Source organism: Leptolyngbya sp. 'hensonii' (genome assembly GCF_001939115.1).
Classification (GTDB): domain Bacteria; phylum Cyanobacteriota; class Cyanobacteriia.
In genome coordinates this window covers 192,888-212,555 of record NZ_MQTZ01000044.1, presented here as the reverse complement: position 1 = coordinate 212,555, position 19,668 = coordinate 192,888, and the positions used below count along the sequence as shown (strand labels likewise).

General features: G+C 53.0%; 16 protein-coding genes and 1 other RNA gene. 6 read left to right on the top strand and 11 right to left on the bottom strand.

From position 1 onward, the window contains the following. Positions 1 to 85 precede the first annotated feature (85 nt). On the top strand, positions 86 to 3,298 hold the full coding sequence (locus BST81_RS17830; protein ID WP_075599850.1) for a hybrid sensor histidine kinase/response regulator: 3,213 nt from the start codon (positions 86 to 88) through the stop codon (positions 3,296 to 3,298). An 84-nt stretch (positions 3,299 to 3,382) separates the two neighbouring features. Then, positions 3,383 to 5,476 carry an ATP-binding protein gene (locus tag BST81_RS28160; RefSeq protein WP_253188354.1) on the top strand — a complete coding sequence of 698 codons (2,094 nt, stop codon included), beginning with the start codon at positions 3,383 to 3,385 and terminating at the stop codon, positions 5,474 to 5,476. On the opposite strand, the gene BST81_RS17820 is transcribed toward BST81_RS28160, so the two are convergent. The 4 genes from BST81_RS17820 to rnpB form a co-directional block, all read right to left on the bottom strand. Next, the gene (locus tag BST81_RS17820) at positions 5,452 to 6,525 is read right to left on the bottom strand and encodes a Gfo/Idh/MocA family oxidoreductase (protein WP_075599848.1); all 1,074 of its coding nucleotides are present in this window, start codon (positions 6,523 to 6,525) and stop codon (positions 5,452 to 5,454) included. The two genes, BST81_RS28160 and BST81_RS17820, sit on opposite strands and share 25 nt — an antisense overlap. Before the next feature lie 9 nt (positions 6,526 to 6,534). Then, a complete protein-coding gene (rnc, locus tag BST81_RS17815) occupies positions 6,535 to 7,257 on the bottom strand; it encodes a ribonuclease III (RefSeq protein WP_075599847.1) in 723 nt (240 codons plus the stop codon). 108 nt (positions 7,258 to 7,365) lie between these two features. Beyond that, on the bottom strand, positions 7,366 to 7,926 hold the full coding sequence (locus BST81_RS17810) for a hypothetical protein (protein ID WP_075599846.1): 561 nt from the start codon (positions 7,924 to 7,926) through the stop codon (positions 7,366 to 7,368). A 250-nt stretch (positions 7,927 to 8,176) separates the two neighbouring features. Beyond that, positions 8,177 to 8,618, bottom strand: an RNA gene (rnpB, locus tag BST81_RS17805) — RNase P RNA component class A. Positions 8,619 to 8,858: 240 nt separating this feature from the next. Here rnpB and BST81_RS17800 point away from each other — a divergent pair. Further along, the gene (locus BST81_RS17800; protein WP_075599845.1) at positions 8,859 to 10,046 is read left to right on the top strand and encodes a TRC40/GET3/ArsA family transport-energizing ATPase; all 1,188 of its coding nucleotides are present in this window, start codon (positions 8,859 to 8,861) and stop codon (positions 10,044 to 10,046) included. Between the two features lie 77 nt (positions 10,047 to 10,123). Here the strand turns inward: BST81_RS17800 and BST81_RS17795 are convergent, their stop codons facing one another. Genes BST81_RS17795 through BST81_RS17785 form a run of 3 tightly spaced genes read right to left on the bottom strand, consistent with a single transcriptional unit; the run spans position 10,124 to position 12,483 of the window. Then, positions 10,124 to 11,683, bottom strand: coding sequence for an Hsp70 family protein (locus BST81_RS17795; protein ID WP_075599844.1), 1,560 nt, complete (start codon positions 11,681 to 11,683; stop codon positions 10,124 to 10,126). Beyond that, the gene (locus tag BST81_RS17790; RefSeq protein WP_075599843.1) at positions 11,680 to 12,261 is read right to left on the bottom strand and encodes a hypothetical protein; all 582 of its coding nucleotides are present in this window, start codon (positions 12,259 to 12,261) and stop codon (positions 11,680 to 11,682) included. Before BST81_RS17790 ends, BST81_RS17795 begins: the two co-directional genes overlap by 4 nt. 12 nt (positions 12,262 to 12,273) lie before the next feature. After that, a complete protein-coding gene (locus BST81_RS17785) occupies positions 12,274 to 12,483 on the bottom strand; it encodes a DUF2997 domain-containing protein (RefSeq protein WP_075599842.1) in 210 nt (69 codons plus the stop codon). A gap of 190 nt (positions 12,484 to 12,673) precedes the next feature. On the opposite strand from BST81_RS17785, the gene BST81_RS17780 reads away from it, so the two are divergent. Further along, entirely contained in the window at positions 12,674 to 13,093 is a 420-nt protein-coding gene (locus BST81_RS17780) for a secondary thiamine-phosphate synthase enzyme YjbQ (RefSeq protein ID WP_075599841.1), read from the top strand. 560 nt (positions 13,094 to 13,653) lie between these two features. Here the strand turns inward: BST81_RS17780 and BST81_RS17775 are convergent. From BST81_RS17775 to BST81_RS17765, 3 genes are all read right to left on the bottom strand, one after another. Beyond that, on the bottom strand, positions 13,654 to 14,406 hold the full coding sequence (locus tag BST81_RS17775) for a peptidoglycan-binding protein (protein WP_143780387.1): 753 nt from the start codon (positions 14,404 to 14,406) through the stop codon (positions 13,654 to 13,656). Between the two features lie 393 nt (positions 14,407 to 14,799). Then, a complete protein-coding gene (locus BST81_RS17770; RefSeq protein ID WP_075599840.1) occupies positions 14,800 to 15,300 on the bottom strand; it encodes a hypothetical protein in 501 nt (166 codons plus the stop codon). A 23-nt stretch (positions 15,301 to 15,323) separates the two neighbouring features. Beyond that, on the bottom strand, positions 15,324 to 16,136 hold the full coding sequence (locus BST81_RS17765; protein ID WP_075599839.1) for an SAM-dependent chlorinase/fluorinase: 813 nt from the start codon (positions 16,134 to 16,136) through the stop codon (positions 15,324 to 15,326). A 324-nt stretch (positions 16,137 to 16,460) separates the two neighbouring features. Between BST81_RS17765 and BST81_RS28155 the strand changes: the two genes are divergently transcribed. Then, positions 16,461 to 16,634: a hypothetical protein gene (locus tag BST81_RS28155; protein WP_171974789.1), complete on the top strand. Its 174-nt coding sequence runs from the start codon at positions 16,461 to 16,463 to the stop codon at positions 16,632 to 16,634. A gap of 366 nt (positions 16,635 to 17,000) precedes the next feature. Then, positions 17,001 to 17,822 carry a tetratricopeptide repeat protein gene (locus tag BST81_RS17760; protein WP_075599838.1) on the top strand — a complete coding sequence of 274 codons (822 nt, stop codon included), beginning with the start codon at positions 17,001 to 17,003 and terminating at the stop codon, positions 17,820 to 17,822. 23 nt (positions 17,823 to 17,845) lie between these two features. On the opposite strand, the gene BST81_RS17755 is transcribed toward BST81_RS17760, so the two are convergent. After that, on the bottom strand, positions 17,846 to 19,600 hold the full coding sequence (locus BST81_RS17755; RefSeq protein WP_075599837.1) for a DUF3685 domain-containing protein: 1,755 nt from the start codon (positions 19,598 to 19,600) through the stop codon (positions 17,846 to 17,848). Between the last annotated feature and the right edge of the window lie 68 nt (positions 19,601 to 19,668).

The window sequence follows — 19,668 nt, the reverse complement described above, 5'->3', positions numbered from 1 at the left end:
TGCACAAATTCTCAACTTAATTTGTGTCGCGTCATAATAAAGTCTGTAGTGGTGATCCCGCTTCCATATCCTATGCCTCGCCACGATGTACTTTAGTTCCCTCAAAGAATTCGCCATTCCGGTTCCTACTTGTAGTCAAACCACCAGTCTCTGGATGGTGCTGAATACGTTTATCAAAGAGAATTGTGAGTGCTTGGTCGTTGTGGATCACCATCAGTACCCTATGGGCCTGATCAGGTTGAGTCGGCTGACGCTACATCTCTTTCCCCAATCTATCGCAGAGGGAGAGCATCTCCCCCTGTCCATGATCCGGTTACACCAATCTTCTCAGAATTCAGATCCTGATCATAGCGGTTCCAACCTTCAGCATACTCTGTTAGAAGCGGCCCCCACGATCCTTGAGCCCCTGACCCTGTTGACCCATACCTCAGACTTCCAGCAATTGAGTACCCAGCTCCTACAGCAACCAGAGGACCCATTGCCGTTAGCTCTGGTAGATGATGGGGGAGTCTTTTTAGGGTTACTCGATCCCCTGCGATTGATCAAGGTTGTGCAAAGGGGCAGGCCACCTTCTCCTCCAGAACCCAAGCAGATCTTGGGAACCGGTCTGCCCCCTCCTGTTGAGAAGGGTCTGGCCCAAAGTTTGATGTTGCTCCTGACAGAACTGCTGGATCATTTCCCCATGCCCTTGATGCTGCAAACTTCTACAGGGCGGGTTGTGGCTCAGAATCCAGGCTGGATCCAGCAGGTTGCCAACTTCCAGGATCCAGCCTGGATTCGGCAGGAAGCAGCCATCTGTCTAGAACCCAACTCGAACACAGAACTGACTCAACCCCTGCCAGGGATGCGCAAAGAGCGCCTGCGGCCCCAACGATCGAGGGCAGAGGCCACCGAAATTGCAAATGCTTCCTATCAGGTTTCAGCAAACCTCTGTCAATTGGGTACAGAGCCCAATACCTGCATCTGCACCTGCACCTTGAAAAATGGCCTGGAGCAGGTTTGGCAGTTTACGAAGATTCCCTTGCTCCAAACCATTTCGGGCGTAAAAAAATCCTACTCCGACAGCTTCACGCTGGCAACCTTAGGGCTCAATCCAGCAGACCCAGCGGTGGGGGTCTCTGCATATCCAGACCTGAATCTACAGGAAAATCTCTGGTTAGTTTTGGCCCAGGATAGAACTGAGCAGTACCAGGTGGCCAGAGAGTTGACTGCTAAGAATGCGGATCTGATCCAACTGAATCGCCTCAAGGATGAATTTTTATCCTGTATTAGCCATGAGCTGAGAACCCCCCTGACAGCAGTGTTAGGGCTATCCAGCCTATTGAAGGAACCGGTTCTGGGTAAGCTCAACGAGCGGCAGATCCGGTATGCGCACCTGATTCATCAGAGCGGTCGGCATTTGATGGCGATCGTGAACGACATCCTGGACCTGACTCGCATGGAAACTGGGCAGCTCGAGTTACTGCTGGAACCGGTTTACATTGAAGAGATCTGTAAACGGGCCTGTACCTATGCTCAGCATCTTTCAATTAGTACTACTGATAGGGGCACTGTCGAAAAAGGAACCAGTGAGCGGCCAGTCCTGATAGAAATTGAGCCGACCTTGAAGACCCTGGTAGCCGACGAAGCCCGGTTGCATCAGATGCTTGGCAATCTGCTGTCCAATGCCCTCAAATTCACGGAAGTGGATCGGGAAGTCGGGCTCAAGGTGAGCCCTTGGGAAGGCTGGATCGCTTTCACAGTCTGGGATAAGGGGATTGGCATCCCGGAAGATAAACAACATCTCATTTTCCAGAAATTTCAGCAACTGGAAAATCCGATGACCCGTCGGTTTGAAGGTACCGGTCTGGGTTTAGTCGTCACCCAGCGCCTTGCCCGTCTCCATGGCGGAGATGTCACCTTCGTCTCGAAGGAGGGGCAAGGCAGTCAATTCACCTTGCTCTTGCCCCCCATCCCCCCACAACACAATCGAGATGAGACGAACGTACAAAAGCGCTCCTTACTACCACCCCAGCGCTATAGCAACCGTCTGGTCCTGATTGTGGAGGGAGTGCCTCGCTACATTGATGAACTGGGTGACCAGTTAAGTCGGCTCGGGTATCGGGTTGCGATCGCCCGTTCTGGAACGGAAGCCTTAGAAAAGACGCGCCGATTACAACCCTGTATTGTGTTTCTCAATCCCCTGTTGCCCCTGCTCTCTGGATGGGATGTCCTCACCCTTTTGAAATCGGATGCAGATACCCGCCATATTCCGGTTGTGGTGACAGCAACCCGAGCCGAGAAGGAGCAGGCCGATCGGCACCAGGCCGATGGTTTCTTGAGCCTACCGATTCGGGCCAACGCCCTAGACCAGATTGTGGCCCAGCTCATGCAACAAGTCTGGAATACCTCCGCAGTCCAGAGCGGCTCCTCCAGCCTAACGATTCTGCTGCTCAGTACCCCCGGCCAGGCCCTGGATACTCTGGGTGAGTCTCTGCAATTTCATCAACATCGGGTGCTGGAGGTGGATGATCTGGAACAGGCAGAACTGATGGCACGGGTATGGAAGCCCGATTTGATTGTCGTCAATGCCATGGTGCCTGAACCAGACACCTATATGGAAGCGCTCAGCCAACAAGACTTTCTCGTCTCTTTGCCAGTGATTACCCTGACTAATGAGATGACCCAGGCCGCAAACCAGGTGAAGAAGCTATCCGTCTTTCCCTGCCTGGCTGCACCGATGGCAACATCTGCCTATGGCAACCATCCGGATCTGCCAACCCTGTTGCAGGTAATTCAGGTCGCCGCTGGTGTGAGTTGGAAACCCAATATTCTCATGATTGATCCGACGCTTCTGGTGGATGAGGCGTTCTTCTCCCCAGGAGGGGCTGATCAGGCCGGAGCCTTAAGTGCCAGAGAATGGCTGCAAGTTTTAACCCACTATATTGAGTCAGCCGGTTTCAGGGGTTTGATTGGGTCTTCCTGGTTAGAGGTGCTCCGACAGATTCAGTACCAGAGCATTGATTTATTACTGATTTATCTCCGCGATGAATTTCATCCAACCAGCCAATCTTCCATGCAGCAGATCCTGATCAACACACTCCGGACCCTGGACCGACTGGAGGAGAAGCCCCCCATTCTGGTGTTAGACTATCGGAAGCAAGGAGAAGGTAAGACTGGCTCTCCAGACAGCCCTGAGGCGTCGATCGAGTCAGAAAATTTGCTCATTCAACGGGTAGTCACCCGCGTCCTCTCTCCCTCCTTATCCATGCATGACTTAATTGACCAAATCAAGGCAGCCCTATCGGTTTCGCCTTAAGCCGCTGAGGACGAGTTCTCCTCCAAATGATTAGAATAATGAGTGCTGGACGTTGTGTTACCGAGGTCAGGGTCTCCTATGGGTATGCTGGGCCACTCCTCATTTCGTCGAGTCTTGCTGGCCAGGATTCTCTTGCTCAGTGTGCCTGTCTTGCTGATCGGAGAGGTTGTGGCCTATCGCAAAGCTCGTTCCGTTTTGCTGGAGACTGTTCGCCAGAATTTAACCGAAAGCGCGATTCGGAAAGCAGAAGACATTCAACAGACCATCACCTCTCTACAAGCCCATCTGCTCACCCTCAGTGGCACCTACCCACTCTACACAGGCCCAACTGCTGAACCAGTCCTGTTTCTCAATCAAATTCAGCAACAGTTGCCTCCCCAGGCCCAATGCAGTGAACTAACGGATTTGCAGTCCGGTCGGGTGGTGACAACGACCTGTAGTCAGGGACAATTCCCCCTCTTTCCTAACCGTCGGGCCTCTGAGACAGAACAAGGACTGGAGCTGAATGCCTGGCCACAGCAGCAAACTCAAATGCCCTTGGATCGATCGGTGGTCTATATTTCTCCAACAACCCTACCGAACCAATCAACTCAAATGGGCCGCAAGGGCCAACTTCGGATTGTTCTGAGCGCTCCTGTGTACGATCGCCAGGGCAAACTCCGCTATGCCCTGAGTATTCAGGTGGCTTTGAATCGTCCCCAACAGATCGGGGTAGACCGTCCAGGCTCACTCACCGGTTATACCGTAGTGCTTGATAAACAAGGAACGATCCTGGCCTACCCGGATGGACGGCAAGTCGGGCGTAACATCAGCCAGGAGCAGGAGACGGCTCGCTTTCAGAATATTCTGGAGAATGCCCTGAATCGGAAAAAGTCTAGCTTCGAGTTACTCGAAGGGTCAGACCAGGATCCAACCTGGCTGATTGGCTACACCACGATTAAGGTGCCCATGACGACCGATCGCAACCATACCTGGGCTGTTCTGGCTGTAACCCGTTGGGACAACGCCTTGGCCCGACTGGAGGGCATTAAGCAAATTCTGGTCATCCTGACGATTGTGCTGCTGATGACCCTGTTTTTAACCACCCTGTATATGGCCCGAGAACTCTCTCGCCCCTTAGAAAAGTTAGGCCAGTATGCCCTGCAAATTCAGCGGCGACATACAGATACCTCCACGATCGAGGGGAGTTCCAGTCCCTATCCTTCCCCCCTCGACCTGGAAGACCCGATCTCCACCCACGGCTCGGCCCTGGCCACTCAGAGTCCGCTTAACCTGTTGCCCAAAGACTTCAAGATTCGGGAATTAAGCCAGTTGGCTGAGGCTTTAGACAGCATGGTGAATCGCCTAGAGGACCGGGCGACTGAGCTGGAAACTGCATGGCAGGCAGCTCAGGCAGCCAATCAATTAAAGAGTGAATTTTTAGCCAATACCTCCCATGAACTGCGAACACCGTTGAATGCCATCATCGGCTGCATTCGTTTAGTGCGAGATGGATGCTGCGATGGCCCAGAAGAGGAGCAAGAATTTCTGCAACGAGCAGATGAAGCAGCCGTACATTTGCTCAATATCATCAATGATTTGCTGGATATCGCCAAGATTGAAGCCGGGACACTATCAGTTACCCTAGAGCCCATTAATTTACATCAGGTTCTGAAAGAGGTGATTGACCTGCAGGTTGTCCCCATTCAGGAAAAAGGACTGAATCTCAAGCTGGCTGATTTAGAGAGCCCCCTGATTGTGCTGGCAGACGTAGCCAAGCTCAAGCAGGTATTACTCAACATTGTTTGCAACGCCGTGAAATTTACAGAGCAGGGAAGTATTACCATCTCAACCCACTCTGACCTGATGTCGTTACATCGGTTGGGGTCGGAGCAGCCGGTGGTGATCGTCTCGGTTCAGGATACGGGGATTGGTGTTGATCCGGGTCAGCAGTCCAAACTGTTTCGTCCCTTTGTCATGGTCGATGGCTCCACCACCCGCAAATTTGAGGGCACAGGTCTGGGATTGGCCATCTCCCGCAATCTGATGCGCTTGATGGGTGGAGATGTGCAGCTTTACAGTGCGGGAGTGGGTCAGGGGACAACGGTAGATGCCATTTTGCCCCTGCCGGTGGAGATGGTAACCCGGGAAATCACCCAGCCACCTGCAACCGCTTATGCTGATGTCACTTCATCATAGGTCAGGGCGATCGGCAATCCCCCCTGGTTCAGGGAGGTTGTGAGCGCAGTCAGAATTTTCACCAGACGAGTTCCCAACCAGCCCGAGGATATCTGGGATGGCTGATTGGTTGCCACACAGTTTAGAAAGTGGGTGCAAACTTCTCTCAAGGGTTCAGCAGGTTGCAGCTCAATCACCTCGCGGTTCTGGTGAATGGGAGAGTAGGTCGGCGGAGTATTGGGCTTACGGACCAGGCACTCAAATGCCCCCCGTTGCAACACCAGGGGTGTCTCCGCCAGTTCATCAAAGATCAGGGCCGCCTGACTGCCCACAACCGTTAATCGTCGCTGTTTATCAGGATTAGACCAGCAGAGATGGATCAGGACCTGAAAGCCACTGGGATAGGTTAATTTAGCCCAAACCAGGTCAGAGAGCCCTTCTGGGAATATCTCAACAACTTTAAGCTGGGGCTGCAACCAGATCATCCCCCGCGCCTCAGCCGAGCAGGGAAATTCTCCCAACCAATGGTTAAAAATAGCAATGTCGTGGATGGCGAGATCCCACAGGGCATCAACATCCTGTCGGACAGGCCCCAGATGGGTGCGGGCAGCATATCCGTACCGCAGATCACCTAAAACGCCCGATGCCACTGTTGACTGGCCTTGCCGAACAGCAGGATGAAACAGATAGGTATGATCAATCACCAACTGGCGTTGCTGCTTCTGGGCTAGATGGCACAACTCCAGGCTTTCTTGAACGGTTAAAGTCAGGGGTTTTTCGGCCAAGACATGATACCCCTGCTCCAACGCAGCCCGAATCAGGCCATAGTGGGTGCTGGCAGGGGTGACGATCGCAACGGCATCGACCTGAGGTAATTGATGGATGATCGTCCAATCGGTGGCTGTGGTAATGCCAGTTAAATCCAGACGTTCGGCCAGACGGGCCAGGCAATCTAAATTAGGGTCAACAACAGCAACAACCTTAGCCTGGGGGTGGGAGAGAAAATTGCGCACCAGGTGGGTGCCCCAGCGTCCCGCCCCCAGGATCGCAAGATGAATTGGGTTAGACATGAAGCAATTTTAAGCTAAATTCTGGGCCTGCAAGGCAAGAAAAGCAGCCTGAGCAGCGGCCTGCTCTGCAGCTTTAATCGATCGGCCCTGCCCCTGGCCCAGGGATTGCTCCCCCAACCAGACTTCGGCAGTAAAGCGCTGGGGGCTATCTGGAGTTCGATCGAGTTCCTGAACGCGATATTCCGGCAGGACCTTATATCGGCCCTGCGTCCATTCCTGCAAGGCCGCTTTGTAGTTTTGTCGGGCCGGGTCCAGAAGGACTTTGCGGGCTAACTGGTCCAGATCGCGACTGAGCCAGGGGAGAACCAACTCTAAACTATGGGTACTTAAATAGAGCGCCCCCAACAGAGCTTCCATGGCTTCGGCCAACCGAGATTCTCGGCCAGCCTGATCATTCGCAGCACTGTTCCCAATCAGCAGGTAAGCTTCCAAACCATAGTGATCGGCAATTTGAGCCAGGATGCGATCGCTGACCAGGACAGACCGAATCGCTGCAAATTCACCGACCGCACTCTGGGGATAATGCTGGTATAAAAATTCGGCAACGGCCAGCCGCACCACCGCATCCCCGACAAACTCCAGTTGTTCATAATTGTCTTTAGTGGCCAAACTGGGGTGGGTCAGGGCTCGATCCAGCAAGGACCAATTGACCGGATGATGCTCAGAGACCTCCAACCGTTGCAAGAGGGATTGCAGTTGGGCCTGCCTTGTTAGATCACTCAACCTGCTCATGCATCCTGAACTCGCACATGACAACAAAAATTTTGCAGGAGCGGGAAAAACAGCCTCTGCCAGCAAAGTCCTCCAACCCCCAGATCGCAAATTCTACTGCTTTCAACCCTACGCTGAAAAGAGCAAGGAATGAGCCTGCCCAGGATAGGCAGCACCATTGGAGTGACTCACGGGCTCGATCCCCTGGGACCATGCCGATCGGGGGGCCATGGCCACATCCCCCTGGGGCCGATTTTGCAGGGAGATCAGGGTTTGCAGGTTGTTCTGGGAGGACTGCTGCGATCGGACCAGCGCCATCGTCTGAGGTAAGACCCCAATTAAGGCTGCCAGAATGTCATCAGAGAGCGTCGCAAGGGTAGATTGCCCAAAAAAAGCCTCAAATCCAGCCAGCAATTTTTCAGCCCTTACGGTTGCTTCTGGATAACTACACATTTGCTGGAGCCACCGAATCCATTGGATCCTCCGACTGAAAGCCTGCTGCCGTTCTGATCGACTGGTCACGGATAAAAGTTGGGGTGTCCCAATCTCAATGACTTGTTGGTAGCCTGCCTCCAACGAACTGCCAATAGCGGCACCCGGACCAGCAAAGGTAGCAATATACTCATTGCGGAGGATCAAGCCACATCGTTGCCGCTCACTGATCACGAGTAGCCGATCAGGTTGAAACATGATTTCTCAACAGAAGTGAATCCACAGGGTTACCCTCAGGTGCTGGAGCAGTTCAGTGATCACAAACTGAACATGATCCTAATCACACAACCATCCTAGGTCAGTCAGGAAAAGAGCACATGGGTTGATCAGAAGATTTATCAGAATCTAAATAATGATGGAGTTTTATCCGGTATGGTGTGAATAAATTCTCGATACAGAAATATAGACCTGAGGATCTGAGCCAAATTCACAGGGTAGGAAAATAAAGGGGAAGAGCAGGAAGTAAGCCGGGTTCTGTTCTCCCGGAAAACCGGGAGGGTGGTTATCTATCTGGGACGACTGTTACCAATCGCCTCTAGCGGTACCCAAACACGGAACTGGAAAAAGACCAACCCTGGTTCCTCCGACCTTGCTCCCAACCGGGGTTTACCGAGCCGACACCTCTCGATGTCGCTGGTGCGCTCTTACCGCACCTTTGCACCCTTACCATATTAGTCATCCGTCATTTGTCATTTGTGGGGGTCCGTTCCGAACCCATGACCCATGACAAATGACCCATGACAAACTGGCGGTATATTTCTGTGGCACTATCCTCACGGTCACCCGCACTGGGCGTTACCCAGCAAGCCTGGTCTTTCGGGAGCCCGGACTTTCCTCGAATCAGCCTGACAGTGTCTGCCCGGCTAACCCGTAACCACCTCACCTACTCCTCCTGGTTCCCAGTCTAGCAAGAGGCATCCGGTTCAGAACCCTCGGACTGAGGAAAACTCAAGATTGTTGCTACAGACCAAACAGCCCAGACGTTTACGGGGATGGCCTGCCCTTGAGCCCATGGTAGATAACCCATGCGGCACAAGGGTGAATCATCAAGGATGGAGCCCCCTTCTAGCATCAAAGTCCTATACTAAGTAAAAGAATGTAAACATTTCTAAGGTTAAGGCTGGGTTTCCATGCGCGTGATTCTCATGACAGGGAAGGGAGGAGTCGGCAAGACCTCTGTTGCGGCTGCAACAGGGCTACGTTGTGCCGAGTTGGGCTATCGCACGCTGGTCTTAAGTACGGACCCGGCTCACTCTCTCGCGGATAGTTTTGATATGGAATTGGGGCATGAACCCCGATCGGTGCGCCCCCAGCTCTGGGGAGCTGAACTGGATGCCCTGATGGAACTAGAGAATAACTGGGGTGCCGTGAAGCGCTACATTACTCAGGTGCTACAGGCCCGGGGGCTGGAAGGGGTAGAAGCCGAGGAACTGGCCATTCTACCCGGCATGGATGAGATTTTCAGCCTAGTGCGGATGAAACGCCACTACGATGCGGGTGATTTTGAGGTGCTGATCATTGACTCAGCCCCGACGGGCACTGCCCTACGGCTCTTGAGTTTGCCGGAAGTAGCAGGCTGGTATATGCGCCGCTTTTATAAACCGCTGCAGAAGATGTCCGCTGCCCTGCGCCCGCTCTTCGAACCTTTCTTCAAGCCTCTGGCTGGCTTCTCCCTCCCAGATAACGAAGTGATGGATGCACCTTACGAGTTTTATCAGCAGATTGAAGCCCTGGAAAAGGTGTTGACGGACAACACTCAGACCTCTGTGCGATTGGTCACCAATCCCGAAAAAATGGTGATCAAAGAATCCCTGCGAGCCCATGCCTATCTGAGCCTGTACAACGTCAGTACCGATCTGGTGATCGCCAACCGGATTATTCCCGATCAGGTCACGGACCCATTCTTCCAGCGCTGGAAGGAGAATCAGCAACAGTATCGCCAGGAAATTCAGGACAACTTCAGTCCCCTCCCCATTAAGGAAGTGCCCCTGTTCTCCGATGAGATGTGTGGTCTGGCGGCTCTCGATCGTTTGAAAGATACCCTCTACAAAGAGGAAGACCCTGCCCAGGTCTACTACAAAGAAACGACCCTGCGGGTGGTGCAGGAACAGAACCAGTACAGCCTGGAGGTCTACCTGCCGGGAGTGCCCAAAAATCAGGTGGAGCTGAGCAAATCAGGCGATGAACTGAATATTCGGATCGGCAATCATCGGCGCAATCTGGTTTTGCCCCAGGCCCTGGCAGCCCTGCAGCCCTCTGGGGCCAAAATGGAGGAGGATTACCTGAAGATTCGCTTTGCCGAAGCGGTCCGAGCATAACCTAGGGAGGCTCATCCCGACCAGCAGGTGCCAGCTCATACTGGCCAAGCACCTACCCAGAAGGATAGGAAAGCAGGTTACTGTAGTTTAGCGATCGCCTCACCATTCACCAGAATCTCCCCCGTGACCAGATCTCTGACGGTAGCCAGTAACACCCGCTGGCCATTCACCTCAAATCGCACCTCGATTCGATCCAGGCCCTTATCCCCCGGCGGATCGAGGTGAGCCACACAGACCTGCTCATGATGACTTTCCAGGGAGCGGAACTCCGACTGCACCGTGAGCTGGCCACTGGTCATCCGACCTCGACTGTCATAGTTCACCTCCGCTTGGGCCAGGGTCGCCAACTCCCCAATATCCAGGCGAATTTCTTTCTGGCCATCCTGGGCGGTTTGCAAAATCAGGGGGTCCAGTCGTTCACAGGGATACCGGATCCCCCGCTCAAACAAGGTGTAGTAAGAATAGGTTTTACTGTAGGGTTCCCAGAGCCGGATGGCATAGCTATGACGCAAATAGTCTTCAATCTCCGTCAACCGACTGACTTCCAAAGCGCCATGGGCCACCGCTTCAAAAGGCTTATCTAGCTTGACCCGCTGCCGTCCAAAATAGGACAGCACCAACTGCTGCACCGCCGGAATCTGACAACTTCCCCCCACCAGCAGCACCTGTTCAATATCTGTTTTACTGATGCCTTTATTCAGGGCGATCGTCAGCACTTCATCCAACGCCTGCCGCATCTGCTCCAGCAATTGCCGCGTCTCCAGAATTTCGGCCAGTTCCTCTCGCGTTAAGGTCAGATCATGGGCCATGAACACCTCATCATCAAACCAGCTTTCCTTGGCTTCCTGGGCCTGGGAAAGTTGGATCTTCAGGCGTTCCGCAATTTCCAGAAGATTGAGCCAGCCCATTTCCCGCACCTCCGATCGGGAAGAGCCAATCTGGTTCAGGTAATGTTCCACAATCCAGACATCAATATCCACCCCTCCCACATAGGCATCAGACTTGGCCAACACTTCCGCCCGCAGGATCGGCTGATCCTGTTCCCCGCCGATCGTCCGCACCAAACTCAGGTCCAGGGTGCCACCGCCAAAATCGATCACCAGCACAACCGTACCGGGTCGCTGGACGGCATAACCCAGGGCTGCAGCCGTGGACTCATCCAGCAATCGCACTGGAGGCAGTTTATAACGGCTGGCAAAGTCCAGGAACCAGTCTCGATAGCGCTCAAAAGCTCCCACTGGCACCGTGAACACCACCTGGCTGGGTTGCACCCGCTCACAGACTCGTTGCCAGAGATGATAGAGAAAATGCTCTGAGACAAATTCTGGAGTGTAGGCATAGCCATCGATCTGGCGATCGGGGGGACGATAATCTGCCGCCAGATCGCGCTTGAAAGACTGAAAAAACCGTTCTGGTTGGGCCAACCCCAATCGCTGCGATCTCACTACTTCGCCAAACACCAGTTGCCCATCAGTCTGAACAAACACCAAACTGGGCACTAGTTCAGCAACGCCCCGGCCCGCCGCAAAGCGGCGAGACAGGCGATCAAAGTTCAGGGTGCAGGGGCTGCGGGTAACGGGATCTGCAAAACAAACGACCGTGTTGCTGGTGCCGAAGTCGATCGCCACCGTCGTCACGCACCACCTCCCGGTAGAGTCCGGCTGACCTTCGCTGGTGAGAGGATCTGATCCCCATCCCGATAACCCACAAACCGGATATAGACGGGATCACCCGGAGCCAGACCCGAACTATCCGGCTGATGAATCTGGGGATCAAAAGAGACCTGTTCCCACGGCATTCCGATCGGCTCATATCCCCAATGTTGCACCAGGGTTTCGAGGGCATTGAACAAGGAGAGGATATTTTTAGCGGGCAGATCGGGTTTGGTCTGAACCATTTGCCGCACGCTGGGGTAGTTGGTCAGTAGGGTCTGCAACTGGTGAAACGTTTCTCGACGAAGATTCGCCGTTAGGGTTACCTCCTGATGTGCCAGTTCCTGCCGCAGGCGAAGTCCTTCTTGCCGTAGTGCAGCGACTTCACTCTGGACTGGAGAGGGAGGCGGGGGACTCGGAGCCGCCGTAGGAGACGGTAGAGGAGGAGAGATCACTGGTTGCGATCGGGAAGACCGGCGGAGGAGCAGCCCCAAAGCAGTCAGGCAACCCAACAGAAGCAACGTCTCAAACCAGAGCAAGACATGGGCAGAACTTTGAAACATAGGGCGTCCATCTTAGGATTGAGCAGATTGAACCAGAGAACTCATTCCATCATCGCCGTCCTGATCGTACTCTGGCAAAAGCTCCCGGCTTTCGACCTGCCCCAATGCCTGTTCAATGCCCGCTGTTGCCGTTGTGCAATCGGGGCCAGTCACTCCGATCACTTTTTCAGTAATCTTGCCTTCTTTATCAATGCGGTATTCAATCTTCTGATATTCAGCCATCCTTTACTCCCAGATTATTGCCCTGAATCTCGAGCAGCCTGCCGTTCCAAATCTTATTTTCACCATTTTTCCATACCCTCAGTCATCGGGTGAGATGAATTATAAGCAGGGTCGGCAGGCGGCCCCCAGGAAGGGGCCATGCCCCCTTCACCGCTATCCTGACTTCGATTTATATTGAGCTAAACTCCCTATGTCCCAATATCAGCAATTTCTGAGCATTCCAACCACAGGCAAATCCCTCCTGCGAATCACCCAAAAAGTGCAGGCGATCGTAACCGAATCTGGAATTCAAATGGGGCTCTGCAATTTATTCCTGCGCCACACCTCGGCCAGTCTGATTATTCAGGAAAATGCTGACCCAGACGTTTTGCAAGACCTGGAGCGTTTCTTCGCCATGCTGGTGCCGGAAGACAGCCGTCGCTACCGGCACAGTACTGAAGGGCCAGATGACATGCCTGCCCACATTCGTACGGTTTTAACTAAGACTTCTGAGCAGATTCCGATCGCCCAGGGTCGCCTCCTGCTCGGTACCTGGCAGGGGATCTATATCTGGGAACATCGCCAGATGAGCCACACCCGCGAAGTGGTGGTTCATATCAACGGCCATTAACCCCATCCCGATCGGGATGAATCACCCCCAAAACAATCAGGGCCTGGTAAAAACCAGGCCCTCGCACATGTGTTAATTAAAGCTATCTCAGAAATACCTGGAACTACCTCCTTACGAGAAGAGCAGTAAACTTGCAACTAACCAAACACCCATGAGATAGCTTCCGGAGAAAACATTAACAAGAGCGGAAAATTACTAACGTTTACAGGGACCACAACCAACTTTCTCGCCAGTCAACACCCATTCTGCCCTCCTGGGCGGTGTCTTTAGCAAATTACATCTAGCTACTTTACGGGATAGAAGCGAAAGTCAACAAAAGTAAGCTGATGAACTGCTGCCTTATAAAGAATGTTGAAGTGATTAGATGTTGTGGGAGGCTTGGACAGGAGGCACGGGTCCTAACCGGAAAGTGTTGTATTGCTTGATTCGTGTGCCTTGATATTAAGATAACACTAACCTCTCAGGCGGGAAGGGGGGGTGCAACAAACTTTACAGGTGTTTAACCACCGCAACAATACAGTTATCTTCGAACACATCACGGTCCTACAGAGGCACATCCGTTAGCGTAACAGCAAATTCCAGGTCGCTGGACCGACCACCCCATCCGCCGTCAATCGATTTTGTCGTTGCAAAGCTCGCACCGCAGCTCTGGTTTCTGCCCCAAAGACCCCATCGATCGGCCCTTGATAAAATCCGCTCGCCTTCAGCCGTCGCTGCAGCCCTTCCACTGCCGTTCCCCGCATACCCTTTCGCAAAATAGGCAGGTCAGCCATGTTGGGCTGAGCATCGGGTTTCGCAGCAGTCGCCGATCGGGAGGTGCTATTAGGGGCTGCTGTCTGACTGGGTTTAGAAGCCGTCGTTCGTCCAGTCGAGGTCGAGTTTCTGGCTGTCATAGCCGTTGAAGTGCCTGAGGGGGCAGGAAACAGACGCCCCCAGGTCCCTGGCCCTGTAATACCATCTACCGCAATCCCAGCAGCCCGCTGAAACTCTGAGACCGCAATCACCGTACTTTCGTCATACACGCTATTGACCGGCCCATCATAGTAGCCCAGTAACTTGAGAGCAGCCTGTAATTCAGCCACCTGTTCTCCCTTACTGCCATACCTCAAGGTCGATCTCCGCACCGATTGGGTAGAAGACTGGGCGATCGTGACGGTTTCATCAGGAATAGAGGCCAGGGCGGGTGGGTGCAGCGTTGACAGGGACCAGCATGCCCCCAGGATGAACAGGCCAGGTAAGCTGCAGCACCTGAGTGCAGATCTGGTCGCTTTGATTGAACACAGGGCAGGCAACAAGCACGGCTTCATAGTCATGTTTTTTGAAGGGTTACAGTCATGGGAGCAATAGTTCAGAGCGCCAATAGCTTTGACAGAAATCTTGAGTTAGAAGTCCCTGCGCTATCGGCATCAGAACTATTAGTGGCGGAGTCAGGGTGAATTTAATCCAATTTATCGGCAGATATGCCATAAGAGGGGGACTTTTGCCCCAAATCTTAATACAAAAATGCAAAAAAATTGCCCTACATCTGAGGTGTGCAGGGCAAGGACAGTTAAACGCTTTTCCCTTAGTGTGCGGAAGATTTTGCTTTCCTCGCAGGTTACTGTGACGGTTTTCCCACTGTCCATTCCCCCAAAGGAAAGGTATCGATTTCGTTACAACATCAAAAGCTGAAAGCGTGACTGAGAGCAGTTTTTAATTTTTAATTTTTAATTAATCTTGATCATTTCCTGTTCCAGTATCTGGTGAATGGCTGCGCCCACTTCCGCCCCCGCAAAGAACAGCAACAGGAACCAATGGCACAACCAGCCAATCCCTAAACCAGTAAAGGAAATGAACAGCAACAAAATAAAAGCCTGCCACTGTTTCAAGCCCATCATCTGCATGTCCAGGCGAGCCAGCACAGAGGTCGAAAGAATGAGCAGGATATAGATAAATATCCGCAGTACGACTAGAAATGTCAGGGCCAGAAAGGCAAGAAACACAGACAGAATCAGGGTGAATCCACTAGAGGATGTCCAGTTAATGAAGCGCAGTCCCGTGTCATTTAAAGGGACCGTGAGCAGAATCGTCAGCAACGGAATCAGGCATTCGACCACAAGCCAGGTATACCGGATGGAGCCTGGGCCAAACAGGTACCAGCCAAACATGCTGTAGGCAATCAACAGCAACAGGAGGGAAATCCAGGGAGCCGGCTTAGCCGACAGCATTTTAGTCATTTGCCATTGATCATTTAGCTAGTTGAGTCCCAATGACTTTGGAGGGGACCGTCATCCGTTTTTAGTTCCAGTCTATCGCCCACTTGGCACCCAAACTGTAACCTGGCACTCCCCTGATTGACAGCAATTTCTATCCACCCGTGACTGCCAATCAGCGCCAGAGGCTGGCCAGGGGACCGATCGCCATAGGTTTGAGCAGACCCAATCGGAATGTCCTTCAGGATCAGATGCCAGGATTGACCTGAAATCAGGGTTGAGGACAGATTACTCACGAGATTGCCAAAGCTATCGATGTATTGAATAGTCCCCAGCCAGGATCCTGGTGCGGTTAGGACGCAGGGGGGAATGGGCAACTGCACCAGGGTAGCCGGATCGATCGCCGTTCCCAGATCCGCCAAAGGAACTCCACTGGCCAGATGTGCGGCAGCGGCAGCAAAGAGATCTCGGCCATGAAAGGTCGGACTGGGGTCAGGGGTCCGCCAATAGGTCGAGCAGGTCAGTTCTACGGCTGCGATTGTAGGGCTGCGGCCCAGCACACCACTAAACAGGCCATTATCTGGCCCCACCAGATATCCCCCAGCAAAAGCCACTGCGATCGCCCGTCGCTTTCCTCCCACCCCTGGATCGACCACAGCCAGATGGACGGTACCGGCGGGAAAATAGTCCACTGCATTCAGGAGATTAAACCGGGCAGCAACAATATCCTGCGGAGGAATCTGGTGGGTCAGATCGACCACCCCCAGGTGGGGATTGATGCCCGCGATCACCCCCTTCATCACCCCTACATAGACATCCTGCAGCCCAAAATCAGTTAACAAGGTCAGCATACTTGCCAAAACTTAACTTGTTTAAAGTAACGTAATTTATCGATTCATTAACCGTTAAAGATCAGTGAATAAGTTCATTCAAATTCATCTGTGGACAAGATAGTTGGCACTATAATAGAGGAGTGAGGTAGATCTACTAAAACTCCATTTCAACAGTTTGATTAGTCAGTCGCTACAGAAAAGCAATCTGCTAAAAATAGGGCTGAAATCTATAGGTTCAAGCCAGGTCAAATTCATGCGTTCACTAATAGGTAGTCATCCTGAGCTGTTAGTGACAGTGATTGAGTCAAATGATGAGCTAGCCTGTTTTACGGGAGGGAATTTATGAAGATTTACAAAGCCATTGAAGATTCTGTTAGATATATTTCCGGTGCTGTAGCCAGGATTTTTGGTCCCACGGACGATGCCTATCCTGCCACGGGTGTTCAGCCCTTTGAAGGTGAGCCATCTAAGCGATCGAAAGGCTCGAAGCGTTCACGAGCTAAGGATTGGTCATAGACCCATTTAAGCAGGGAAATTTATACAGAATATCCCTGCTATTTTTCTGGAGTTTTCCTGGAGTTGCGATCGATGAAGAAGATTTTCTTCATCGATTTTTATTGGGCATAACACAACGGTTCTGCAGGGTTCGTGGGGGGAGAGCATCCCAGTTTTGCAAGGTTGCCCTCATCCCCCAGCCCCTTCTCCCAAAGAGGGAGAAGGGGAGCCAGGTTCAAAGTCCCTCTCCCGTTCTGGGAGAGGGATTTAGGGAGAGGGCTACAAAAGTGGGATGCACTCTCGTGGGGGGACCTACACCCTGACCCCATACTCGATTCACGAAAACCGCTGTAGAATCGCCATAGCAAAGGATATTAGGGAAGTAGCATGGGTTTTTCAGTAGAGGTGACGAGCAACAATTTTGACGCAGAAGTGGTTCAGCGATCCTATGAAAAACCTGTGCTGGTGGATTTCTTTGCCCAGTGGTGTGGTCCCTGCAAACTCTTGAAGCCCATGCTGGAAAAGCTATTGCAGGAATACGATTTCGTCCTAGCCCAGGTTGATATTGATGCCAACCCCGATCTAGCGCAGACTTTTGGCGTTCAGGGCGTCCCAGATGTCAAAATTTTCCTGCAAGGGGCAGTCCAGGAGGGCTTTGTCGGTGTACTGCCAGAGCCCCAACTGCGAGAACTCCTGGTGAAGCTGAATCTGAAATCAGATCTGGAACTTGGATTAGAAACGTTGCAACAGACGATCGCAGCCGGGGAGGTCGCTAAAGTTCCGCCTCTGGTGCAATCGCTGCTGGAAAAATATCCCAGCAATCGCCAAGTGCTCCTGATCGGAGCCCGATTTTTGATCAGTCTGAATATTCTGGAACCAGCCGAGAAACTGCTAGCCCTGGTGCAAGCAGATGAGAAGGACGATTACATCGCCGCCCGAGGTCTGAAAGGACTGATTCATCTAAAACGGCAGCTAGCAGAACCCCCGCCTGACGACGAACTCGGCCAGTTGTTCTTTCAGAGTCTACAGTTGACCGTGGATGAAGCGTATGAGGCTGCGTTGGAGCTATTGCTGCAGGTATTGACCCGCGATCGGAAATATGGCAATGACGCTGCTCGTAAAACGATGATTACGATCTTTGACTTGCTGGGGGATGATCATCCCCTGAGCAAAACCTATCGCCGCCAAATGACGATGGCCCTGTACTAAGAAGGTTGGGCACAGGTTGCTCCTCAAAAGCGGCGATTGCTGCTGCGATCGAAGCGATTCTCCTGCCAGATGTTCCCAATTCCCTGCAACACGCCCCGCCCAATCAGGCCAATTCCCCGTCCGATGACTTCCGTCAGCACATAGACCAGCCCAGTTCCCAAAAATGAGAAGGCCGATTGTAATCGGGGTGCGATCGCATCCCGTGCTTCCAGCACCAGCGTAACCGTATACTGCAAGCCAGAGAGCTGATCCAGTTCCTGCCGTCGAGGTGCGTAAATCATCATCTGTTTAATCCCAACCTCTGCCAGAATCAATAGGGGATACTGACTCTCAAAGATCGCTTTAGGTTCACCTACATATTGGTAAAGGCGGTATTTCCAGGAGAGGTGGTTCCGAAATCGTTCAATGTCACGGGTAGAAATCAGCCGTCGATCGTAAAAACCCTGCTTAATGGCTTCCACATCCGCAAAGTGATTCAGTAAGGGCTGCATAACGGCATTGGCCACCTGAATCATCAGATTCTGGAGCAGTGCTTCGCTGCGTAGCATCGCTTCCGGAGAACCGGCCTCGCAGGTCTGGTTATCCACCAGCAGGGGGGTATGAAACAGTAGATGGGCCAGCAATTCGGGGACGAGGGGTATGGCGTTCAGAATGGCCGCTGCTCCCCCTACCTGATCCTGTAACAGGGTCTTGACGACCTCCACCTGCTGCCCCGACAGCAACTGCACCGTATAGTACTTGCCAAAGAAATCGGTCAGGACCGCCTGCCACAAATCCCGCACCAGCCTGTCCCGTTTCATCCCCACCTGGTCCACCTGAATTTGCGAAAAGCGCAGCTCACTCAGAATATCCTCGATCTTACGCAACACTAAGTACAGCAATTCCCGTCGTTTGTCTTCCCGCAACAGCTCAATTTCGAGTACGGTGGGGGTCAGATTTTGCAGGCCAGACTGGAGTTTGATGACTGTCGCATCAAGCAGCACCGACTCCAAAGACGAAGGCTGGAGTGTTCCCTGTCGGGAGGAATCGGAGATCGATCGGGGGAGAGCCAGAGCAGGCACAGGTGGAGCAGGCGGAACGACTGACAGCGTTGGGGAGGGCGACGATCTCAGTTCCTGGACTGGTGATGCTGCAGCCAGTAACTGGTTAACCAACCAGTGAGCGGTTCGCAACTCCCGATGCCGCCCCGCCAGAATGGTCCGGTCCAGAAGGGAAGGCTGACCCTGCAACTGGGTTGTCACTTCTGCCAGGGCAGCCTCGATCTGCCGCAACCCATACCGGCGGGTTTTTTCCCGCAGCGTTGCCAGCGGACGCCAGCTAGCCAGGGTTCCTAACTCCGAAGTCGCCTCCACCCTCGGCAAGGCTGGGGGCCAACAGGTCTGGCCAGCAATCACCTGACGGATCACCACGGCCAATGTTGGGAGGGACGTGCCCTTGAGACAGTACCCTGCTACACCCAGTTGTTGGGCTGCAAAGAGGGAAGTTGGCTCCATGGCAGTTGTCAGGAGCAAAATGGGAATCTGGGGATACTGGGTTCTCACTGCCTGACACAGGGCCAATCCAGCAGCGCCATTGGGTTGAGCCCGGGTAAGATAGAGCTCCAGAATCATCAGATCGATCGCAGTTGGGGCACTTGCCAGAGCCTGCAAGGCTTCCTGCTCTTGCTCTGCTTCAGCAGCAACCTGGCAATCAGGCAGATTCTCCAGGGCGACACGCAATCCCAGACGGAACACCGGATCGGGTTCAACCAGCAATAATTGGTAGGGCGGCCTGCTCATCGTGCTCTCACGTCTCAGAATCTGCGTATCCCCGCCCCAGTTTCACGATTCATCGGCAAGGATGGTTG